The sequence below is a fragment of the Glutamicibacter soli genome, from assembly GCF_052322135.1.
Taxonomy (GTDB): domain Bacteria; phylum Actinomycetota; class Actinomycetes; order Actinomycetales; family Micrococcaceae; genus Glutamicibacter; species Glutamicibacter soli.
In genome coordinates this window covers 1,889,629-1,905,678 of the sequence record NZ_CM125969.1, presented here as the reverse complement: position 1 = coordinate 1,905,678, position 16,050 = coordinate 1,889,629, and the positions used below count along the sequence as shown (strand labels likewise).

15 protein-coding genes are annotated in these 16,050 nt (G+C 67.8%); all 15 read left to right on the top strand.

Annotation, left to right across the window (positions count from 1 at the left end; translation table 11 throughout):
- Positions 1 to 46: 46 nt before the first annotated feature.
- Entirely contained in the window at positions 47 to 1,483 is a 1,437-nt protein-coding gene (gene mltG / locus ACTX90_RS09055) for an endolytic transglycosylase MltG (protein ID WP_443443949.1), read from the top strand.
- 75 nt (positions 1,484 to 1,558) lie between these two features.
- Entirely contained in the window at positions 1,559 to 2,458 is a 900-nt protein-coding gene (locus tag ACTX90_RS09050; protein WP_443443947.1) for a shikimate dehydrogenase family protein, read from the top strand.
- Positions 2,459 to 2,487: 29 nt separating this feature from the next.
- Complete coding sequence (aroC, locus tag ACTX90_RS09045) at positions 2,488 to 3,687, top strand: chorismate synthase (protein ID WP_443443945.1); 1,200 nt, start codon at positions 2,488 to 2,490, stop codon at positions 3,685 to 3,687.
- Between the two features lie 24 nt (positions 3,688 to 3,711).
- Entirely contained in the window at positions 3,712 to 4,200 is a 489-nt protein-coding gene (locus ACTX90_RS09040) for a shikimate kinase (protein WP_047119182.1), read from the top strand.
- Between the two features lie 79 nt (positions 4,201 to 4,279).
- Complete coding sequence (aroB, locus tag ACTX90_RS09035) at positions 4,280 to 5,371, top strand: 3-dehydroquinate synthase (RefSeq protein ID WP_161448146.1); 1,092 nt, start codon at positions 4,280 to 4,282, stop codon at positions 5,369 to 5,371.
- Positions 5,372 to 5,373: 2 nt separating this feature from the next.
- The gene (locus ACTX90_RS09030; protein WP_113606281.1) at positions 5,374 to 5,904 is read left to right on the top strand and encodes a tetratricopeptide repeat protein; all 531 of its coding nucleotides are present in this window, start codon (positions 5,374 to 5,376) and stop codon (positions 5,902 to 5,904) included.
- Between the two features lie 150 nt (positions 5,905 to 6,054).
- Positions 6,055 to 6,615, top strand: coding sequence for an elongation factor P (gene efp / locus ACTX90_RS09025; RefSeq protein WP_047119180.1), 561 nt, complete (start codon positions 6,055 to 6,057; stop codon positions 6,613 to 6,615).
- On the top strand, positions 6,615 to 7,025 hold the full coding sequence (nusB, locus tag ACTX90_RS09020; RefSeq protein WP_047119179.1) for a transcription antitermination factor NusB: 411 nt from the start codon (positions 6,615 to 6,617) through the stop codon (positions 7,023 to 7,025). Before efp ends, nusB begins: the two co-directional genes overlap by 1 nt.
- Before the next feature lie 351 nt (positions 7,026 to 7,376).
- Positions 7,377 to 7,946, top strand: coding sequence for a bifunctional pyr operon transcriptional regulator/uracil phosphoribosyltransferase PyrR (pyrR, locus tag ACTX90_RS09015; RefSeq protein ID WP_047119178.1), 570 nt, complete (start codon positions 7,377 to 7,379; stop codon positions 7,944 to 7,946).
- The gene (locus ACTX90_RS09010) at positions 7,943 to 8,905 is read left to right on the top strand and encodes an aspartate carbamoyltransferase catalytic subunit (RefSeq protein WP_053798114.1); all 963 of its coding nucleotides are present in this window, start codon (positions 7,943 to 7,945) and stop codon (positions 8,903 to 8,905) included. The genes pyrR and ACTX90_RS09010 overlap by 4 nt, the downstream gene beginning before the upstream one ends.
- A gap of 10 nt (positions 8,906 to 8,915) precedes the next feature.
- On the top strand, positions 8,916 to 10,220 hold the full coding sequence (locus ACTX90_RS09005; RefSeq protein ID WP_424572891.1) for a dihydroorotase: 1,305 nt from the start codon (positions 8,916 to 8,918) through the stop codon (positions 10,218 to 10,220).
- A complete protein-coding gene (locus ACTX90_RS09000) occupies positions 10,213 to 10,725 on the top strand; it encodes a PH-like domain-containing protein (protein WP_146955791.1) in 513 nt (170 codons plus the stop codon). Before ACTX90_RS09005 ends, ACTX90_RS09000 begins: the two co-directional genes overlap by 8 nt.
- The gene (carA, locus tag ACTX90_RS08995; protein WP_047119174.1) at positions 10,722 to 11,891 is read left to right on the top strand and encodes a glutamine-hydrolyzing carbamoyl-phosphate synthase small subunit; all 1,170 of its coding nucleotides are present in this window, start codon (positions 10,722 to 10,724) and stop codon (positions 11,889 to 11,891) included. The genes ACTX90_RS09000 and carA overlap by 4 nt, the downstream gene beginning before the upstream one ends.
- A complete protein-coding gene (gene carB / locus ACTX90_RS08990) occupies positions 11,891 to 15,169 on the top strand; it encodes a carbamoyl-phosphate synthase large subunit (protein WP_053798110.1) in 3,279 nt (1,092 codons plus the stop codon). Before carA ends, carB begins: the two co-directional genes overlap by 1 nt.
- A complete protein-coding gene (gene pyrF, locus ACTX90_RS08985; RefSeq protein ID WP_443443942.1) occupies positions 15,162 to 16,004 on the top strand; it encodes an orotidine-5'-phosphate decarboxylase in 843 nt (280 codons plus the stop codon). Before carB ends, pyrF begins: the two co-directional genes overlap by 8 nt.
- Positions 16,005 to 16,050 lie beyond the last annotated feature (46 nt).

Genomic DNA, 16,050 nt, shown 5'->3' with positions numbered 1-16,050 from the left:
CGCCCGAACCAGGCAACCCGGGAACCCACCGGAGAAAAGAGAGTTGATGCGAGAGACGACCCGCTCCGAACGGCAGCGCGCCACCCAACGGGCGCTGTACGAGCGTTTCGCCGCGGGCTCGTCCTCGCATCCGGACCCTCTCGCCGCACCCTCCGCGCCGGAGCTGACCGGGCTGGGCTACTACCAGCTGCAGCCGGTCGACCCGGAAACTTCCGGCACCGCGGGTGCCTCCGGCGCCCAGCCGGCCACCGAGTACATTCCAGTCGCCGCGCCCGCCGAGGGCCAGGCGGCAGACCCCGAACAGCAGCCGCGCAACGAGCAGTCCTACGACGACTACGCCGGGGGTTCGGCGCCCGCCGCGGACCTGGTCGGGGAACCGCTGGACGCGCAGGCCGAGGCCGGCAAGAAGCAGCGCCGCAAGCGCACCAAACGCCGCCGCAACTTGGTGATGCTCGCCGTGGTGCTGGTGTTCGCGCTGGTAGTCGCCGGCTCGGTGCTGACCGTGAAGTCAGTGCTCAAGCAGTTCAACCCGGACGACTACCCCGGCCCCGGCGGGGAAGCGGTTGAATTCACCGTCGAGGACGGCTGGGGTGTGCAGGTCATCTCCCGCAAGCTCGAGGAGCTGGACGTCGTCTCCAGCGACAAGCTCTTCGCCCAGGCCGTGGAGCAGTCCACCGCGCCCAGCAAGGTCATCCACCCGGGCAACTACCTGCTCAAGAAGCAGATGCGCGCCGCGGACGCCGCCGGCGAGCTCATCAACAACAAGCCGGACAAGGTCTTCTACGTCGCGCTGAAGGCGAACCTTCGGATGCCGGCGGCGCTGGAGGAGATCGCCAAGGGCTCGGGCCTGGAACTGGCCGAGCTGACCAAGCTCGCCGCGCAGCCCCAGAAGTTCGGCCTGCCCGCCGAGGTGAAGAACCTCGAAGGCTGGCTGCACCCGGGCGAATACCGCTTCGCGCTGGACACCAGCGCGCAGAAGGTGCTGCAGTCGCTGGTCGACGCGACCAAGAAGTCGCTGAAGGCCGCCGGTGAGCCCGACCTGTCCAAGGGCTACCGCGCCCTGAAGGTCGCCTCGATCATGCAGGCCGAGGCCACCGTAAACGACTACCCAGCCGTCGCCGGCGCGATCGAGAACCGCCTGCACAAGGACAACACCGAAACCCACGGGCTGCTGCAGGTCGACTCCGCGGTGATCTACGGGCTGGACCGCTACACCCTGCAGTTCAGCGCCGAGGAGCGCGCGGACAAGTCCAACGCGTACAACACCTACGTGCACCCCGGGCTGCCGCCCACCCCCATCGGCTCGCCCAGCAACGACGCGATCAAGGCCGCGGTGAACCCCGCGCCGAACGACTACTACTACTGGGTCACGGTCAATACGCAGACCGGCGAAACCAAGTTCGCCGCCACCTACGCCGAGCACCAGCAGAACCAGGCCGAATTCCGCGCCTGGTGCGCCGCGAACGCCGACGTCTGCCAATAACCCCTCCAAGCGGCCCCGCTGCCCGCCGCGCCCCCGCGCGCACCGGGCCCGGGGCAGAAAGATCCGGGACACGCCATGGTGCACCCAGCGCAGCCGCCGCAGGACAAGCCGCAGGACAAGCCGCAGGACAACCAGCCGATCCAGCCGCTGCAGGCAGCCGTGCTGGGCAAACCCATCGGGCATTCCAAGTCGCCGGTGCTGCACCGCGCGGCCTATGAGCTGCTCGGCGCGCCCGTGCGCTACGAGGCGATCGAGCTGGACCCCGCGCAGGCCGCCGAGCACATCGCCCGCGTGCGCGCCGGGGGATGGGCCGGCTGCTCGGTGACCATGCCGCTGAAGGACGTGTTCGTGCCCTACATGGACGAGCTCTCCGACCGCGTGGCCCGGCTCGGCGCGCTGAACACCATCGTCGTGCGCGAGGACGGGACCCTGTTCGGGCAGAACACCGACGTGGACGGGCTGGTGCTCGCGCTGGCGGACTTCGGGCTCACGCGCTGCGAGCAGCCCACGATCCTCGGGTCGGGCAATACCGCGCTGGCCGCCATCGAGGCCTGCGCCGAGCTCGGCGCCCGGCGGCTGAAGCTGATCGTGCGCGACGCCTCCCGAGCGAACCGCGCCACCGCCCTGGCCAGCTCGCTGGGCATCGAGCCGCAGGTGCTGGAGATCTCCGCACTGGACGGCCAGGCGGTCGAGCAGGACGAGCTGGTGTTCAGCACCCTGCCTCCGCGCGCCGCGGACGGCTGGATTCACAAGCTCGGCCCCGGCGCCGGCATCCTGCTGGATGTCGCCTATGATCCGTGGCCCTCGGCACTCGCCTCGTCCTGGGGCGGAACCATCATTTCCGGGCTGCACATGCTGGTGCACCAGGCGGTCGAGCAGGCCCGGGCCTTCAGCCGCATCGACTTCGATCAGGCGCAGCGCGAGAACGTCACAAATGCGATGTATGACTCCCTGGGGCTTCATCGACACGGTTAATGCGTGCAGGTCATGGCAAAATGGTGGACATGTTGCGTTGGTTGACCGCGGGCGAATCTCATGGCCCCGCCCTTGTAGGAATTCTTGAAGGTCTGCCCGCCGGAGTCTCGGTGGACAGTGAAGCAGTGCGCGATGCCCTCGCGCGCCGGCGCCTCGGCTATGGCCGCGGCGCCCGGATGAAGTTTGAAAAGGACCAGGTCACCTTCCTCGGCGGCGTGCGCCACGGCAAGACCCAGGGCGGCCCGATCGCGATCGAGATCGGCAACACCGAATGGCCCAAGTGGCAGAAGGTGATGAGCGCCGATCCGGTCGACCTGGACGAGCTGGCTTCGATGGCCCGCAACGCGCCGCTGACCCGCCCGCGCCCGGGGCACGCCGATTTCACCGGCATGCAGAAGTACGGCTTCGACGACGCCCGCCCGGTGCTCGAGCGCGCCAGCGCCCGCGAAACCGCGGCCCGCGTCGCCCTGGGCGAGGTGGCCTCCCGCTTCCTGGCCGACCTGGGCATCCAGCTCGTCTCCCACACCACCGCCGTCGGCGCGGTGTCCGCGCCGCAGGACGCTGCCCTGCCCACCGCCGCGGACGTCGCGGCCCTGGACGACGATCCGCTGCGCTGCTTCGATAAGGAGACCTCCGCCGCGATGGTGGCCGAGGTCGACGACGCGCACAAGGCGGGGGAGACCCTCGGCGGCGTGGTCGAGGTGCTCGCCTACAACCTGCCCCCGGGCATCGGCTCCTACGTGCAATGGGACCGCCGCCTGGACGCGCGCCTGGCCGGGGCCCTGATGGGCATCCAGGCCATCAAGGGCGTGGAAGTCGGCGACGGCTTCGCCACCGCTGCCCGGCGCGGCTCCGCGGCCCACGATGAGATCGTGCGCGGCGACGACGGCACCATCCGGCGCGCCTCGAACCGCGCCGGCGGCATCGAGGGCGGCATGAGCATCGGCGAGGTGCTGCGCGTGCGCGCGGCCATGAAGCCGATCGCCACCGTCCCGCGCGCCCTGCGCACCGTGGACACCGCCACCGGCGAGGACACCACCGCGCACCACCAGCGTTCGGACGTCTGCGCCGTGCCGGCCGCCGGTGTCGTCGCCGAGGCCATGGTCGCCCTGGTGCTGGCCCAGTCGCTGCTGGAGAAGTTCGGCGGCGATTCGGTGACCGAGACCAAGCGCAACATCGACACCTACCTGGCCAGCATCCCGGACAGCCTGGAATCGACTGGCGTCTAGGCGCGCCCGAGGAACAACAACCGCATGATCTACCTCATTGGCCCGATGGCCAGCGGCAAGTCCACCGTGGGCAAGTCGCTGGCCGCCGCGCTGTCGCTGCCCTTCGTGGACACCGACGAGCTCATCGTCGCCGCCCACGGCTCCATCGCCTCCATCTTCGCCGCCCACGGCGAGCAGCGCTTCCGCGACCTTGAAGAGGAAACCCTGGCGGGCGTCCCCGAGGGCGTCATCGCCACCGGGGGAGGCGCGGTGCTGCGCGAGTCGAACCGCAAGGTCCTGGCCGGCGGCACCGTGGTTTACCTGGAGATGACCGCCGACGGCGCCGCCGCGCGCATCAAGGGCGACTCCACCCGTCCGCTTCTGGCAGGTGATCAGGCACTCAATGCCTGGAAGACGCTGCTGGCGGCCCGCAAGGACATTTACGAATCAATCGCTGACGTGCGCATATTGGTCGACGGCAAGCCAGTTCTACAAATTGTCGAAGAGATCGCGGCCCGACTTGGGCGTATGTGATTAGTGCCACGAGATGGCATATCTGCCCGTGTGCAGGGCTACGCTTGAAAAATCAGCACCATCAGGAGGTTTTAAACTGATGCCTTTAGCACCAACCACACTGCAGGTCACCGGAACCACCCCGGCGGAATCCTATCCCGTCCTGGTCGGCACCGGATTGCTGGGCCAGCTGCCCGAGCTGCTCGGGCCCGCAGTCAAGAAGGTCCTGGTGATCCACCCCCGCGCGCTTCGGGCCACCGGCGACGTGGTGCGTGACGACCTGGCCAAGGCCGGCCTCGAAGCGCTGACCGCGGAGATCCCGGATGCCGAAGAGGGCAAGCACATCCAGGTCGCCTCCTTCTGCTGGGAAGTCCTGGGCAAGAACGACTTCACCCGCTCCGACGCCATCGTCTCGGTAGGCGGCGGCGCCGTCACCGACGTCGCCGGCTTCGTGGCAGCCACCTGGCTGCGCGGCGTGAAAGTCGTCCACATCCCGACCTCGCTGCTGGCCATGGTCGACGCCGCCGTGGGCGGCAAGACCGGCATCAACACCGCCGAGGGCAAGAACCTCGTCGGCGCCTTCCATCCGCCGGCCGCCGTGCTGGCCGATCTGGACGCGCTGGCCACCTTGCCGAAGAACGAACTTGTCACCGGCATGGCCGAGATCGTGAAGACCGGCTTCATCGCCGACGAGCGCATCCTGGAACTCATCGAAGAGGACCCCCAGGACGCGATCGACCCTTCCAGCGAGCGCCTGCGCGAGCTGATCGAACGCACCATCGCGGTGAAGGCCGAGGTGGTCTCCCGCGACCTGAAGGAATCGGGCGACCGCGAATTCCTGAACTACGGCCACACCCTGGCCCACGCCATCGAGCTGGCCGAGCGCTACCAGATGCGCCATGGCGCAGCGGTCTCCATCGGCCTGTGCTTCGCCGCGGAGCTGGGCCGCTCGGTGGGCTACACCTCCGACGCGGTCGCCGACCGCCACCAGAGCATACTGAAATCCCTGGGGCTGCCGACCACCTACCGCAACGACCGCTGGGCTTCGCTGCTGGACGGCATGAAGCGCGACAAGAAGGCGCGCGGCAGCCAGCTGCGCTTCGTGGTGCTGGAGGACATCGGCCGTCCACGCATCTACGAAGTGCCGGACAGTTCGCTGCTCTTCGCGGCCTACCAAGAAATCGGGGAATAAGCATGGGCGACTACACCGCATACGCCATCGACGTCGCATCGGTGAACCGCGAGGGCGTCGGCACCTCGATCAACGGCGTGTTGATCGATCCTGAAACCCTCAAGCCGTACATCGCCGACGCGGAAGCCGCCGAGCAGCAGATGCAGGTCGGTTCGCCGACCGACCGGGTCGTCATCCTGCTGGCCCGCGGCGAACTAGCCGCGGCCGGCGAGCTGATCGCCGAATCGCGCCTGCTGGATCCGACGAACGCCCATTTGCGTGTGCTGGACACCGAGCTGACCCGCATGCAGGGCAACTTCGACCGCGCGATCAACCGTCTGCGCAAGCTGGCCGAGGAGTTCGCCGGCACCTTCTACGAGCCGCTGATGCACCAGCACCTCGGTTTCAGCTTCTTCGCGAAGGGCGACTACAAGGCCGCCGCGACCCGTTTCCGCAAGGCCATGGAGCAGCGCATCGCCATGAACGACGACGCCTACCTGGTCAACGCCTCGAGCACCTGCCTGCAGATCGCCGAGGAACGCGCCGCAGCGTAGCCGCCAGTGCCCCGAACGGGCGCTGCGCGGTCGCGCGTAATGCGCGCCACCGCACGAACACACGCCAGCGGGCCCCTGATGGGGTAAACTGGTCAATGGATTTTTGACAATGCCGGCCCTGCGCAGGCGAAAATAGAGGATTGAGGAACCGTGGCGGATACAACCGACATCAAAAACGGCCAGGTCATCAAGATCGACGGCCAGCTGTGGACCATCATCGACTTCCAGCACGTGAAGCCGGGCAAGGGCGGCGCGTTCGTCCGCACCAAGATGCGCAACGTCATCTCGGGCAAGGTTCTGGACAAGACCTACAATGCCGGCACCAAGATCGAGCTGGCCACCGTCGACCGCCGCGACTACCAGTACCTCTACCAGGACGGCGAAGACTTCGTCTTCATGAACCTGGACGACTACGACCAGATCACCGTCGCCGGCGCCACCGTGGGCGACGCCGCAGGCTACATGCTGGAAAACCAGGAACTGACCATCGCCATGCACGACGGCAGCCCGCTGTACCTGGAACTGCCTGCCTCCGTGGTCCTGGAGATCACCTACACCGAGCCGGGCCTGCAGGGCGACCGCTCCTCGGCCGGCACCAAGCCAGCCACACTGGAAACCGGCAAGGAGATCCAGGTGCCGCTGTTCGTCGAGCAGAACACCAAGGTCAAGGTCGACACCCGCACTGGCGACTACCTGGGTCGTGTCAACTAGTGCGAGCCCGAGCCAAAGCCCGACGCCGCGCCCTCGAATTCCTCTTTGAGGCCGAGGCGCGCGATGTTGACCCCATCAAGGTGGCCATCGCACGCCGCGAGAACTCCGACATCAGCCTGAACGAGTACTCGATGACCCTGCTTGAAGGGGTCATGGCGCATCTGGACCGCATTGACGAGGTGCTGGAAAGCTATGTCAAGGACTGGACCATCGACCGCATGCCCGCCGTCGACCGTGCGGCCCTGCGCATCGGCGTCTGGGAACTGCTTTACAACGACGACGTGCCCGACGCGGTTGCCGTGTCCGAGGCGGTCATCAACGTTCGCGAGCTGTCCACCGACGAGTCGCCTGAATTCGTCAACGGCGTTCTGGGCCGCATCCAGAGCGTCAAGGACACCCTGATCGACTAGCACTCCGCACGTCTTCACGCCGCAGCCTGAACCCCCGTTCCCGGGGGTTCGGGCTGCGGCTTTTTCATGCCCTGTCGCTGCCTGGACGCTAGCGCACGGCAGCGCTGGAACGCACCGCCGGGCATGTGGTGAATGCGACAACAGCCCCCGGCGCTGCGCCGAATCCTGCAGGTTGCCCGGGATTGCGCGAGGGTTGGCGGCGCCGGCTTACGACGCCGTGGCGCAATTCACGCCGTATTCACCCTCATGCATACCCTTGCGCTCGAGAATCGGTCTTCACCCGTGATAATTTGAAGTAGCAATATTCCTTTAAGACCGTCCCGTGAGGCGGAGAAGGGAGAGGTGCACAGCATGAATGAAAATTCAGCGTCGGACGGTGCCCGTACGGTTCTTACCGGGGACGACATCGAACGTGTACTGACCCGCGTGGCCTTCGAGATCATCGAGGCCAACAAAGGCATCGAGGACCTCGTTCTCCTCGGCATCCCGCGCCGCGGCTTCCCGTTAGCCCAGCGCCTGGCGGCCCGCATCGCGGCTTCCGCCGACACCCCCATCGATCCGGCATCCTTGGTCGGACAGCTCGACATCACCCTGTACCGCGATGACCTGCGTCATTCAACCACCCGCACCCCAGAGCCCACGAAGCTGCCCGCCGGCGGCATCGACGGCAAGGTCGTGGTGCTGGTGGACGACGTGCTCTACTCCGGCCGGACCATCCGCGCCGCACTGGACGCCCTGTCCGACTGGGGCCGCCCGCGCATCGTGCGCCTGGCCGTGCTGGTGGACCGCGGACACCGCGAACTTCCCATCCGCGCCGACCACGTGGGCAAGAACCTGCCCACCGCGAAGAGCGAGAAGGTGCGCGTGCACCTGGAAGAGATCGACGGAACCAATGAAGTGATGATCGAGGCTGCTGAATGAAACACCTGCTATCGACCGCCGACCTCTCGCGCGAGGAAGCGGTCAAGATCCTCGACATCGCCGGCGAGATGCGCGAAGCCGGAACCCGCGTGGTCAAGAAGCTCCCGGCCCTGCGCGGGCGCACCGTGGTGAACCTGTTTTTCGAGGACTCCACCCGCACCCGCATCTCCTTCGAGGCGGCCGCCAAGCGGCTGAGCGCGGACGTCATCAACTTCTCCGCCAAGGGCTCCTCGGTGTCCAAGGGCGAGTCGCTGAAGGACACCGCGCAAACGCTGCTGGCCATCGGCGCCGACGCCGTGGTCATCCGCCACCCGGACTCCGGGGCACCGGCCCGCCTGGCCGCCACCGACTGGATCGACCTGCCGATCATCAACGCCGGCGACGGCACCCACGAGCACCCGACCCAGGCGCTGCTGGACGCGTTCACGCTGCGCCGCCAGCTGGCCCTGCGCGGCGGGGTCTCCGCCACCGGGCTCGGCCTGGACGGGCTGAAGGTCGCGATCGTCGGAGACATCCTGCATAGCCGCGTGGCCCGCTCGAACCTCTGGCTGCTGAACACCCTGGGCGCCTCGGTGACCATGGTCGCCCCGCCGACCCTGCTGCCGGTGGGCGCCGAGTCCTGGCCGTGCACCATCAGCTACGACCTGGACCAGGTCATCGCCGAGGGTGTTGACGCGCTGATGATGCTGCGTGTGCAGGGCGAGCGCATGAGGGCCGCCTACTTCCCGAACCCGCGCGAATACTCGCGCTACTGGGGGCTGGACGACGCCCGCCTGGGCACGCTTGACGCGGCCGGCGCCGAAACGCTGATCATGCACCCGGGCCCGATGAACCGCGGCTTGGAGATCTCCTCCGCGGCGGCCGATTCCCCCCGTTCCACCGTGCTCGACCAGGTCACCAACGGTGTGGCCGTGCGCATGGCAAGCCTCTACATGCTCCTCTCCGGCGACCTGATCTAAGGAAGAACCCATGAACTACCTCATTCAACAGGCCTCCATCCTGGGCGGCGAGCCCCAGGACGTGCTCATCGCCGACGGGCGCATCGCCCAGCTCGGCTCCATCGCGCCGGCGGACGGCGTGCAGGTCGTCGACGGCCGCGGTCTGGTGCTGCTACCCGGCATGGTCGACCCGCACACCCACCTGCGCGAACCCGGCCGCGAAGACGCCGAGACCGTGGAAACCGGCACCCGCGCCGCCGCCAAGGGCGGCTACACCGCGGTGCATGCGATGGCCAACTCGACCCCCGTGGCCGACACCGCCGGCGTCGTCGAGCAGGTCTACGAGCTGGGCCGCAAGGCCGGCTGGGTGGACGTGCGCCCGGTGGGCGCTGTCACCGTCGGGCTGGAAGGCAAGCAGCTGAGCGAGATCGGCGCCATGGCCGATTCCCGCGCCCAGGTCAAGATGTTCTCCGACGACGGCATCTGCGTCTCGGACCCGCTGCTGATGCGCCGCGCGCTGGAGTACGTGAAGGCCTTCGACGGCGTCATCGCCCAGCATGCCCAGGAGCCCCGCCTGACCGACGGCGCCCAGATGAACGAGGGCGAAGTCTCCTCGGTGCTGGGCCTGCCCGGCTGGCCTGCCGTGGCGGAGGAGTCGATCATCGCCCGCGACGTGCTGCTGGCCGAGCACGTCGGCGCCCGCCTGCACGTGTGCCACGTGTCCACCGCCGGCTCGGTGGAGATCATCCGCTGGGCCAAGGCGCGCGGCATCCAGGTCACCGCCGAGGTCACCCCCCACCATCTGCTGCTCACCGACGAGAAGGTGCGCACCTTCGACCCGGTCTTCAAGGTCAACCCGCCGCTGCGCCGCGAGGAAGACGTGATGGCGCTGCGCGCAGCGGTCGCCGACGGCACCATCGACGTGATCGGCACCGACCACGCGCCGCACCCTGCCGAATCCAAGGAATGCGAGTGGGCAGCGGCCGCCATGGGCATGACCGGGCTGGAGACCGCGCTGTCCATCGTGCAGCACGCCCTGGTTGACACCGGGCTGCTGTCCTGGGCAGACGTCGCCCGCATCACCTCGACCACCCCGGCGCAGATCGGCCGCGTCGCGGACCAGGGCCGCCCGATCGCCGTGGGCGAGCCTGCAAACCTGGTGCTCGTGGATCCGGCCGCGCGCTGGATCGTGGATCCGTACGCGATGGCCACCAAGGGCCGCAACTCGCCGTTCGCCGGCATGGAGCTGCCCGGTTCGGTGCGCGCGACCTTCTTCCACGGCCACCCCACGGTGCTCGACGGCCAGCTGGCCACCCCGAGGCCTGCCGATGCCTAGGGAAGCCATCGTGCCGGTGCTCATCACGGTGCTGGTCATCGTCGGCGCCTGCGCGCTGATCCTTCTCGGCTGGCGCAACCTCAAAGCCCGGCAGGCGAACGTGCCCGAGCCCTTCGAGCCCTTCGCCGACGAGGTCGACCACGAGTTCTCCGGGATGTACGTGGCCACCACCAAGTACGAGGACTGGCTGGAGCGCATCGCGGTGCACGACCTGGGGGTCCGCAGCAATGCGCAGCTGCAGCTCGGCGCCGCGGGCCTGCACCTGGTCCGCCCCGGCACCCGGGACCTCCACGTCCCGTGGAGCGCCTTCGAGAAGGTCAGCCGTTCCTCCGGCATGATCGGGAAGTTCGTCGAGAAGAACGGCCTGATCGTGATCAGCTGGGAGAAGGACGGCTTCGCCTTCGACACCGGCTTCCGCCCCCGGTTCGCCGAGGACACCCCCAAGATTTATCAGTTGCTGGCGTCGCACCACCGCGGCGCAGCCGAGCAGGAGACAAACAAGTGAATTCCCTGAGCAACCTACCCGCAGTGCTGGTCCTCGAAGATGGCCGCATCTTCCGCGGCCGCAGCTACGGCAAGATCGGCACCGCGCTGGGCGAGGCAGTGTTCACCACCGGCATGACCGGCTACCAGGAGACGCTGACCGACCCGTCCTACGCGCACCAGATCATCACCCAGACCTTCCCGCACGTGGGAAACACCGGGGTGAACGACGAGGACAACGAGTCCAAGCGCATGTGGGCCGCCGGCTACGTGGTCCGCGAGGCCAGCCGACGCCCGAGCAACTGGCGCTCGGAGCGCACCCTGGAAGACGACCTGCTCAGCAACGGGATCGTCGGCATCCGCGGGGTCGACACCCGTGCGCTGACCCGCCACCTGCGCGACGCCGGCGCCATGAAGTCCGGCATCTTCTCCGGCGACGCGGCCGCGGCATCCGAGGCCGACCTCATCGCGCAGGTCACCGCGCAGCCGCCGATGGCAGGGCGCAACATCTCCGCCGAGGTTTCCACCGATGAGGCCTACGTCGTCGAACCGGCCGACCACGGCTATGAGGGCCAGGCCAAGCACACCGTCGCCGCCATCGACCTGGGCATGAAGTCGATGACCCCGCACCGCCTGGCCGAGCGCGGCCTGCGCGTGCACGTGCTGCCGTACAACGCCACCCTCGAGGACATCAAGGCCACCGGGGCCACCGGCGTGTTCTTCTCCAACGGCCCGGGCGACCCCGCCGCGGCCGCCGCGCAGGTCGAGCTGGTGCGCTCGGTGCTCGACGCGGGCATCCCGTACTTCGGCATCTGCTTCGGCAACCAGATGCTCGGCCGCGCGCTGGGCCTGGAAACCTACAAGCTGCGCTTCGGCCACCGCGGCATCAACCAGCCGGTGATGGACAAGGCCACCGGCCGCGTGGAAATCACCAGCCAGAACCACGGCTTCGCCGTCGACGCCCCGATCGAAGGCAGCTTCACCGCCCCGATCGAGCGCTACGGCAAGGTCGAGGTCTCCCACTTCTCCCTGAACGACCAGGTCGTCGAGGGCCTGAGCTGCCTCGACATCCCTGCGTTCTCCGTGCAGTACCACCCAGAGGCAGCCTCCGGCCCGCACGATGCCGCCTACCTCTTTGACCGTTTCGTCTCCGCCATGGATTCCGCCGCAGAAAAGGACGCCAAGTAATGCCTAAGCGCACCGATCTCAACTCAGTTCTCGTCATCGGTTCGGGTCCAATCGTCATTGGCCAGGCCGCCGAGTTCGACTACTCCGGCACCCAGGCGCTGCGCGTGCTGAAGGAGGAGGGCCTGCGGGTCATCCTGGTCAACTCCAACCCCGCCACCATCATGACCGACCCGGAATTCGCCGACGCCACCTACGTCGAGCCGATCACCCCGGAGGTCGTCGAGAAGATCATCGCCAAGGAGCGCCCCGACGCGATCCTGCCGACCCTGGGCGGGCAGACCGCGCTGAACACCGCCATCGCGCTGGACAAGTCCGGCGCCTTGGAGAAGTACAACGTCGAGCTGATCGGCGCGAACATCGAAGCCATCGAGCTGGGCGAGGACCGCGAGAAGTTCAAGGGCGTCGTTGAGCGCTGCGGCGCCGAATCGGCCCGCTCGGTTATCGTGCACACCCTTGACGAGGCCTTCGCCGCCGTCGAGGAGCTGAACTACCCGGTCGTCGTGCGCCCGTCCTTCACCATGGGCGGCCTGGGCTCGGGCATGGCGTACAACGCCGAGGACCTGACCCGCATCGCCGGCGCCGGCCTGCAGTACTCGCCGACCACCGAGGTGCTCCTGGAGGAGTCGATCCTCGGCTGGAAGGAGTACGAGCTGGAGATGATGCGCGACAAGAACGACAACGTCGTGGTCGTCTGCTCCATCGAGAACTTCGATCCCGTCGGCGTGCACACCGGCGACTCCATCACCGTGGCCCCTGCGATGACCCTGACCGACCGCGAGTACCAGAACCTGCGCGACATCTCCATCGCCGTGATCCGCGAGGTGGGCGTGGACACCGGCGGCTGCAACATCCAGTTCGCCATCGAGCCCGACACCGGACGCGTGGTGGTCATCGAGATGAACCCGCGTGTGTCGCGTTCCTCCGCGCTGGCCTCCAAGGCCACCGGCTTCGCCATCGCGAAGATCGCCACCAAGCTCTCCCTGGGCTACACCCTGGACGAGATCCCGAACGACATCACCCAGAAGACCCCGGCCTCCTTCGAGCCGGCGCTGGACTACGTCGTCGTCAAGGTGCCGCGCTTCGCGTTCGAGAAGTTCCCGGCCGCCGACGCCACCCTGACCACCACCATGAAGTCCGTCGGCGAGGCCATGGCCCTGGGCCGCAACTTCACCGAGGCGCTGCAGAAGGCCCTGCGCTCCCTGGAGCAGAAGGGCAGCGAGCTGTCCTTCGAGCCGATCGACGCCGACGAGCTTGACTCGGTCATGAAGCACATCGAGAAGGGCTCCACCGAGCGCATGTCCCTGGTGCAGCGCGCGCTGCTGTCGGGCAAGAGCGTCGAGGAGCTGTTCGAGGCCACCGGCATCGACCCGTGGTACCTGGACCAGCTGGCGCTGATCAACGAGACCGCCGCGATGATCGCGCAGAACAAGGACCTGGGCGAGGACGTGCTGCGCGAGGCCAAGCGCCACGGCTTCTCCGACGCGCAGATCGCCAAGCTCACCGGCAAGTCCGAGGCAGTGGTGCGCGGCGTGCGCCATGCGCTGGGCGTGCGCCCGGTCTACAAGACCGTCGACACCTGCGCCGCCGAGTTCGAGGCCTTCACCCCCTACATGTACTCCTCCTACGACGAGGAGACCGAGCTGGTCGCGCACGAGAAGAAGTCCGTGATCATCCTGGGTTCCGGCCCGAACCGCATCGGCCAGGGCATCGAGTTCGACTACTCCTGCGTCCACGCGGTGATGGCGCTGCGTGCCGAGGGCTACGAGACCGTCATGGTCAACTGCAACCCGGAAACCGTCTCCACCGACTACGACATCTCCGACCGCCTGTACTTCGAGCCCCTGACGCTGGAAGACGTGCTGGAGATTATCCACGCGGAAGAGGAGACCGGCGGCGTGCTGGGCGTGTTCGTGCAGCTGGGCGGGCAGACCCCGCTGAAGCTGGCAGCAGAGCTGAAGGAGGCCGGCGTGAACATCCTGGGCACCTCCCCGGAGGCCATCGACCTGGCCGAGCACCGCGGCGCCTTCCAGCGCGTGCTGGACAACTCCGGGCTGATCGCCCCCAAGAACGGCACCGCAGTGTCCTTCCCTGAGGCCAAGGCCATCGCGGACTCGATCGGCTACCCGGTCCTGGTGCGCCCGAGCTACGTGCTGGGCGGCCGCGGCATGGAAATCGTCTACGACGAGGCCTCGCTGGAGCGCTACATCGCCAACGCCACCGAGATCACCGTGGACCACCCGGTCCTGGTCGACCGCTTCCTGGAAGACGCCATCGAGATCGACGTCGACGCCCTGTTCGACGGCACCGACCTCTACGTCGGCGGCATCATGGAGCACATCGAGGAGGCCGGCATCCACTCGGGCGACTCGGCCTGCACCCTGCCTCCGATCACCCTGGGCCCTGACGTGCGCGCCCGCGTGAAGGAAGCAACCCGCGCCATCGCCGAGGGCGTGGGCGTGCGCGGCCTGATCAACATCCAGTTCGCGCTGGCCTCCGACATCCTCTACGTGATCGAGGCGAACCCGCGCGCCTCGCGCACCGTGCCGTTCACCTCCAAGGCCACGGGCGTGCAGCTGGCCAAGGTCGCGGCGCTGATCGGCGTGGGCAAGACCCTGGCCGACCTGCGCGGCAGCTACCTGCCTGCCGAGGGCGACGGTGCGAACCTGCCGGACTCGGCACCAATCGCGGTCAAGGAAGCGGTCATGCCGTTCGCCCGCTTCCGCACCCCGGAGGGCAAGGTCGTCGACTCGCTGCTCGGCCCTGAGATGCGCTCCACCGGCGAGGTCATGGGCATCGACAAGTACTTCGACACCGCCTTCGCCAAGTCGCAGGCCGCGGCGAACAACCCGCTGCCGACCAGCGGCAAGGTCTTCGTCTCGGTCACCAACCGCGACAAGCGCTCGATCGTGATGCCGGTCAAGCACCTGGCCGACCGCGGTTTCGAGATCATCTCCACCGGCGGCACCGCCGAGGTGCTGCGCCGCAACGGCATCCCGACCCAGATCGTGGGCAAGCTGCACGAGGGCGGCGAGTCGATCGTCGACCTCATCCAGGCTGGCGAGATCGGGCTGATCCTGAACACCCCGTCGGGTTCCGATGCCCGCGGCGACGGATACGAGATCCGCGCTGCAGCCACCAGCGTCGGCACCCCGGTGATCACCACCGTGGCGGAGTTCGGCGCGGCCGTCCAGGCCATCGACGCCCTGCGCGAATACGCCTGGGACGTCACCAGCCTGCAGGAGCACGAAACCGCACTGGAAGCAGCGCGCAATGCCTAGTCCGGTGCCATTCGGGACCCGCCTTCGGGCGGCCATGGACTCCAGCGGACCGCTGTGCGTGGGCATCGACCCGCACCCGGGGCTGCTGGAGGCCTGGGGACTGCCGAACACGGCCGAGGGAGTGCGCGTGTTTTCGCTCACTGTGGTGGAGGCGATGACCGGCGTGGCCGCCATCCTGAAACCGCAGGTGGCCTTGTACGAGCGCTTCGGTTCGGCCGGCTTCGCGGCGTTGGAGGAGACCCTCCAGGCCGCGAAGGCTGCCAACCTGCTGACGCTGGCCGACGCCAAGCGCGGGGACATCGGCTCCACCATGGCAGCCTACGCGACCGCCTGGCTGGACGATTCCTCGCCGCTGGCCTCGGACGCCGTGACCCTGAGCCCGTACCTGGGCTACGAGTCACTGCGCCCCGCCATCGACCTGGCTGCGGCCACCGGCAGGGGAGTGTTCGTGCTGGGGCTGACCTCCAACCCGGAGGGCGCTTCGGTGCAGCATGTCGGCGGTGATAAGTCAGTTGCTAAATCAATCATCGAGCAGGTCAGCGCGGAAAATGCAGATGCCGAAGATTTTGGGCATGTCGGCTTGGTGGTCGGTGCGACCATCGGCGACGCACCCGCGAAACTCGGCATTGACCTGAGCGCTTCCAAGGCTCCGCTGCTTACCCCGGGCCTCGGCGCCCAGGGGGCGACGGCGCAGGACATCGCAACGGCGTTCGCCTCCAGCTACCGCCAGGTACTGGGGACCAGCAGCCGCGACATCCTGAAGGCAGGCCCGGACGTGAACGAGCTTCGAGACAAGGCGCGCAGCGTGCGCGACGAACTGCTCGCAGCGAAGTAGCGACAACTAAATATGCGACCCAATCGCGTTGTGGCCGATAGAGTTT

Coding starts and splice junctions, on each gene's coding strand:
- mltG (WP_443443949.1), top strand. CDS start 47: ATGCGAGAGACGACCCGCTCCGAACGGCAGCGCGCCACCCAACGGGCG.
- ACTX90_RS09050 (WP_443443947.1), top strand. CDS start 1,559: ATGGTGCACCCAGCGCAGCCGCCGCAGGACAAGCCGCAGGACAAGCCG.
- aroC (WP_443443945.1), top strand. CDS start 2,488: ATGTTGCGTTGGTTGACCGCGGGCGAATCTCATGGCCCCGCCCTTGTA.
- ACTX90_RS09040 (WP_047119182.1), top strand. CDS start 3,712: ATGATCTACCTCATTGGCCCGATGGCCAGCGGCAAGTCCACCGTGGGC.
- aroB (WP_161448146.1), top strand. CDS start 4,280: ATGCCTTTAGCACCAACCACACTGCAGGTCACCGGAACCACCCCGGCG.
- ACTX90_RS09030 (WP_113606281.1), top strand. CDS start 5,374: ATGGGCGACTACACCGCATACGCCATCGACGTCGCATCGGTGAACCGC.
- pyrR (WP_047119178.1), top strand. CDS start 7,377: ATGAATGAAAATTCAGCGTCGGACGGTGCCCGTACGGTTCTTACCGGG.
- ACTX90_RS09010 (WP_053798114.1), top strand. CDS start 7,943: ATGAAACACCTGCTATCGACCGCCGACCTCTCGCGCGAGGAAGCGGTC.
- ACTX90_RS09005 (WP_424572891.1), top strand. CDS start 8,916: ATGAACTACCTCATTCAACAGGCCTCCATCCTGGGCGGCGAGCCCCAG.
- ACTX90_RS09000 (WP_146955791.1), top strand. CDS start 10,213: ATGCCTAGGGAAGCCATCGTGCCGGTGCTCATCACGGTGCTGGTCATC.
- carB (WP_053798110.1), top strand. CDS start 11,891: ATGCCTAAGCGCACCGATCTCAACTCAGTTCTCGTCATCGGTTCGGGT.
- pyrF (WP_443443942.1), top strand. CDS start 15,162: ATGCCTAGTCCGGTGCCATTCGGGACCCGCCTTCGGGCGGCCATGGAC.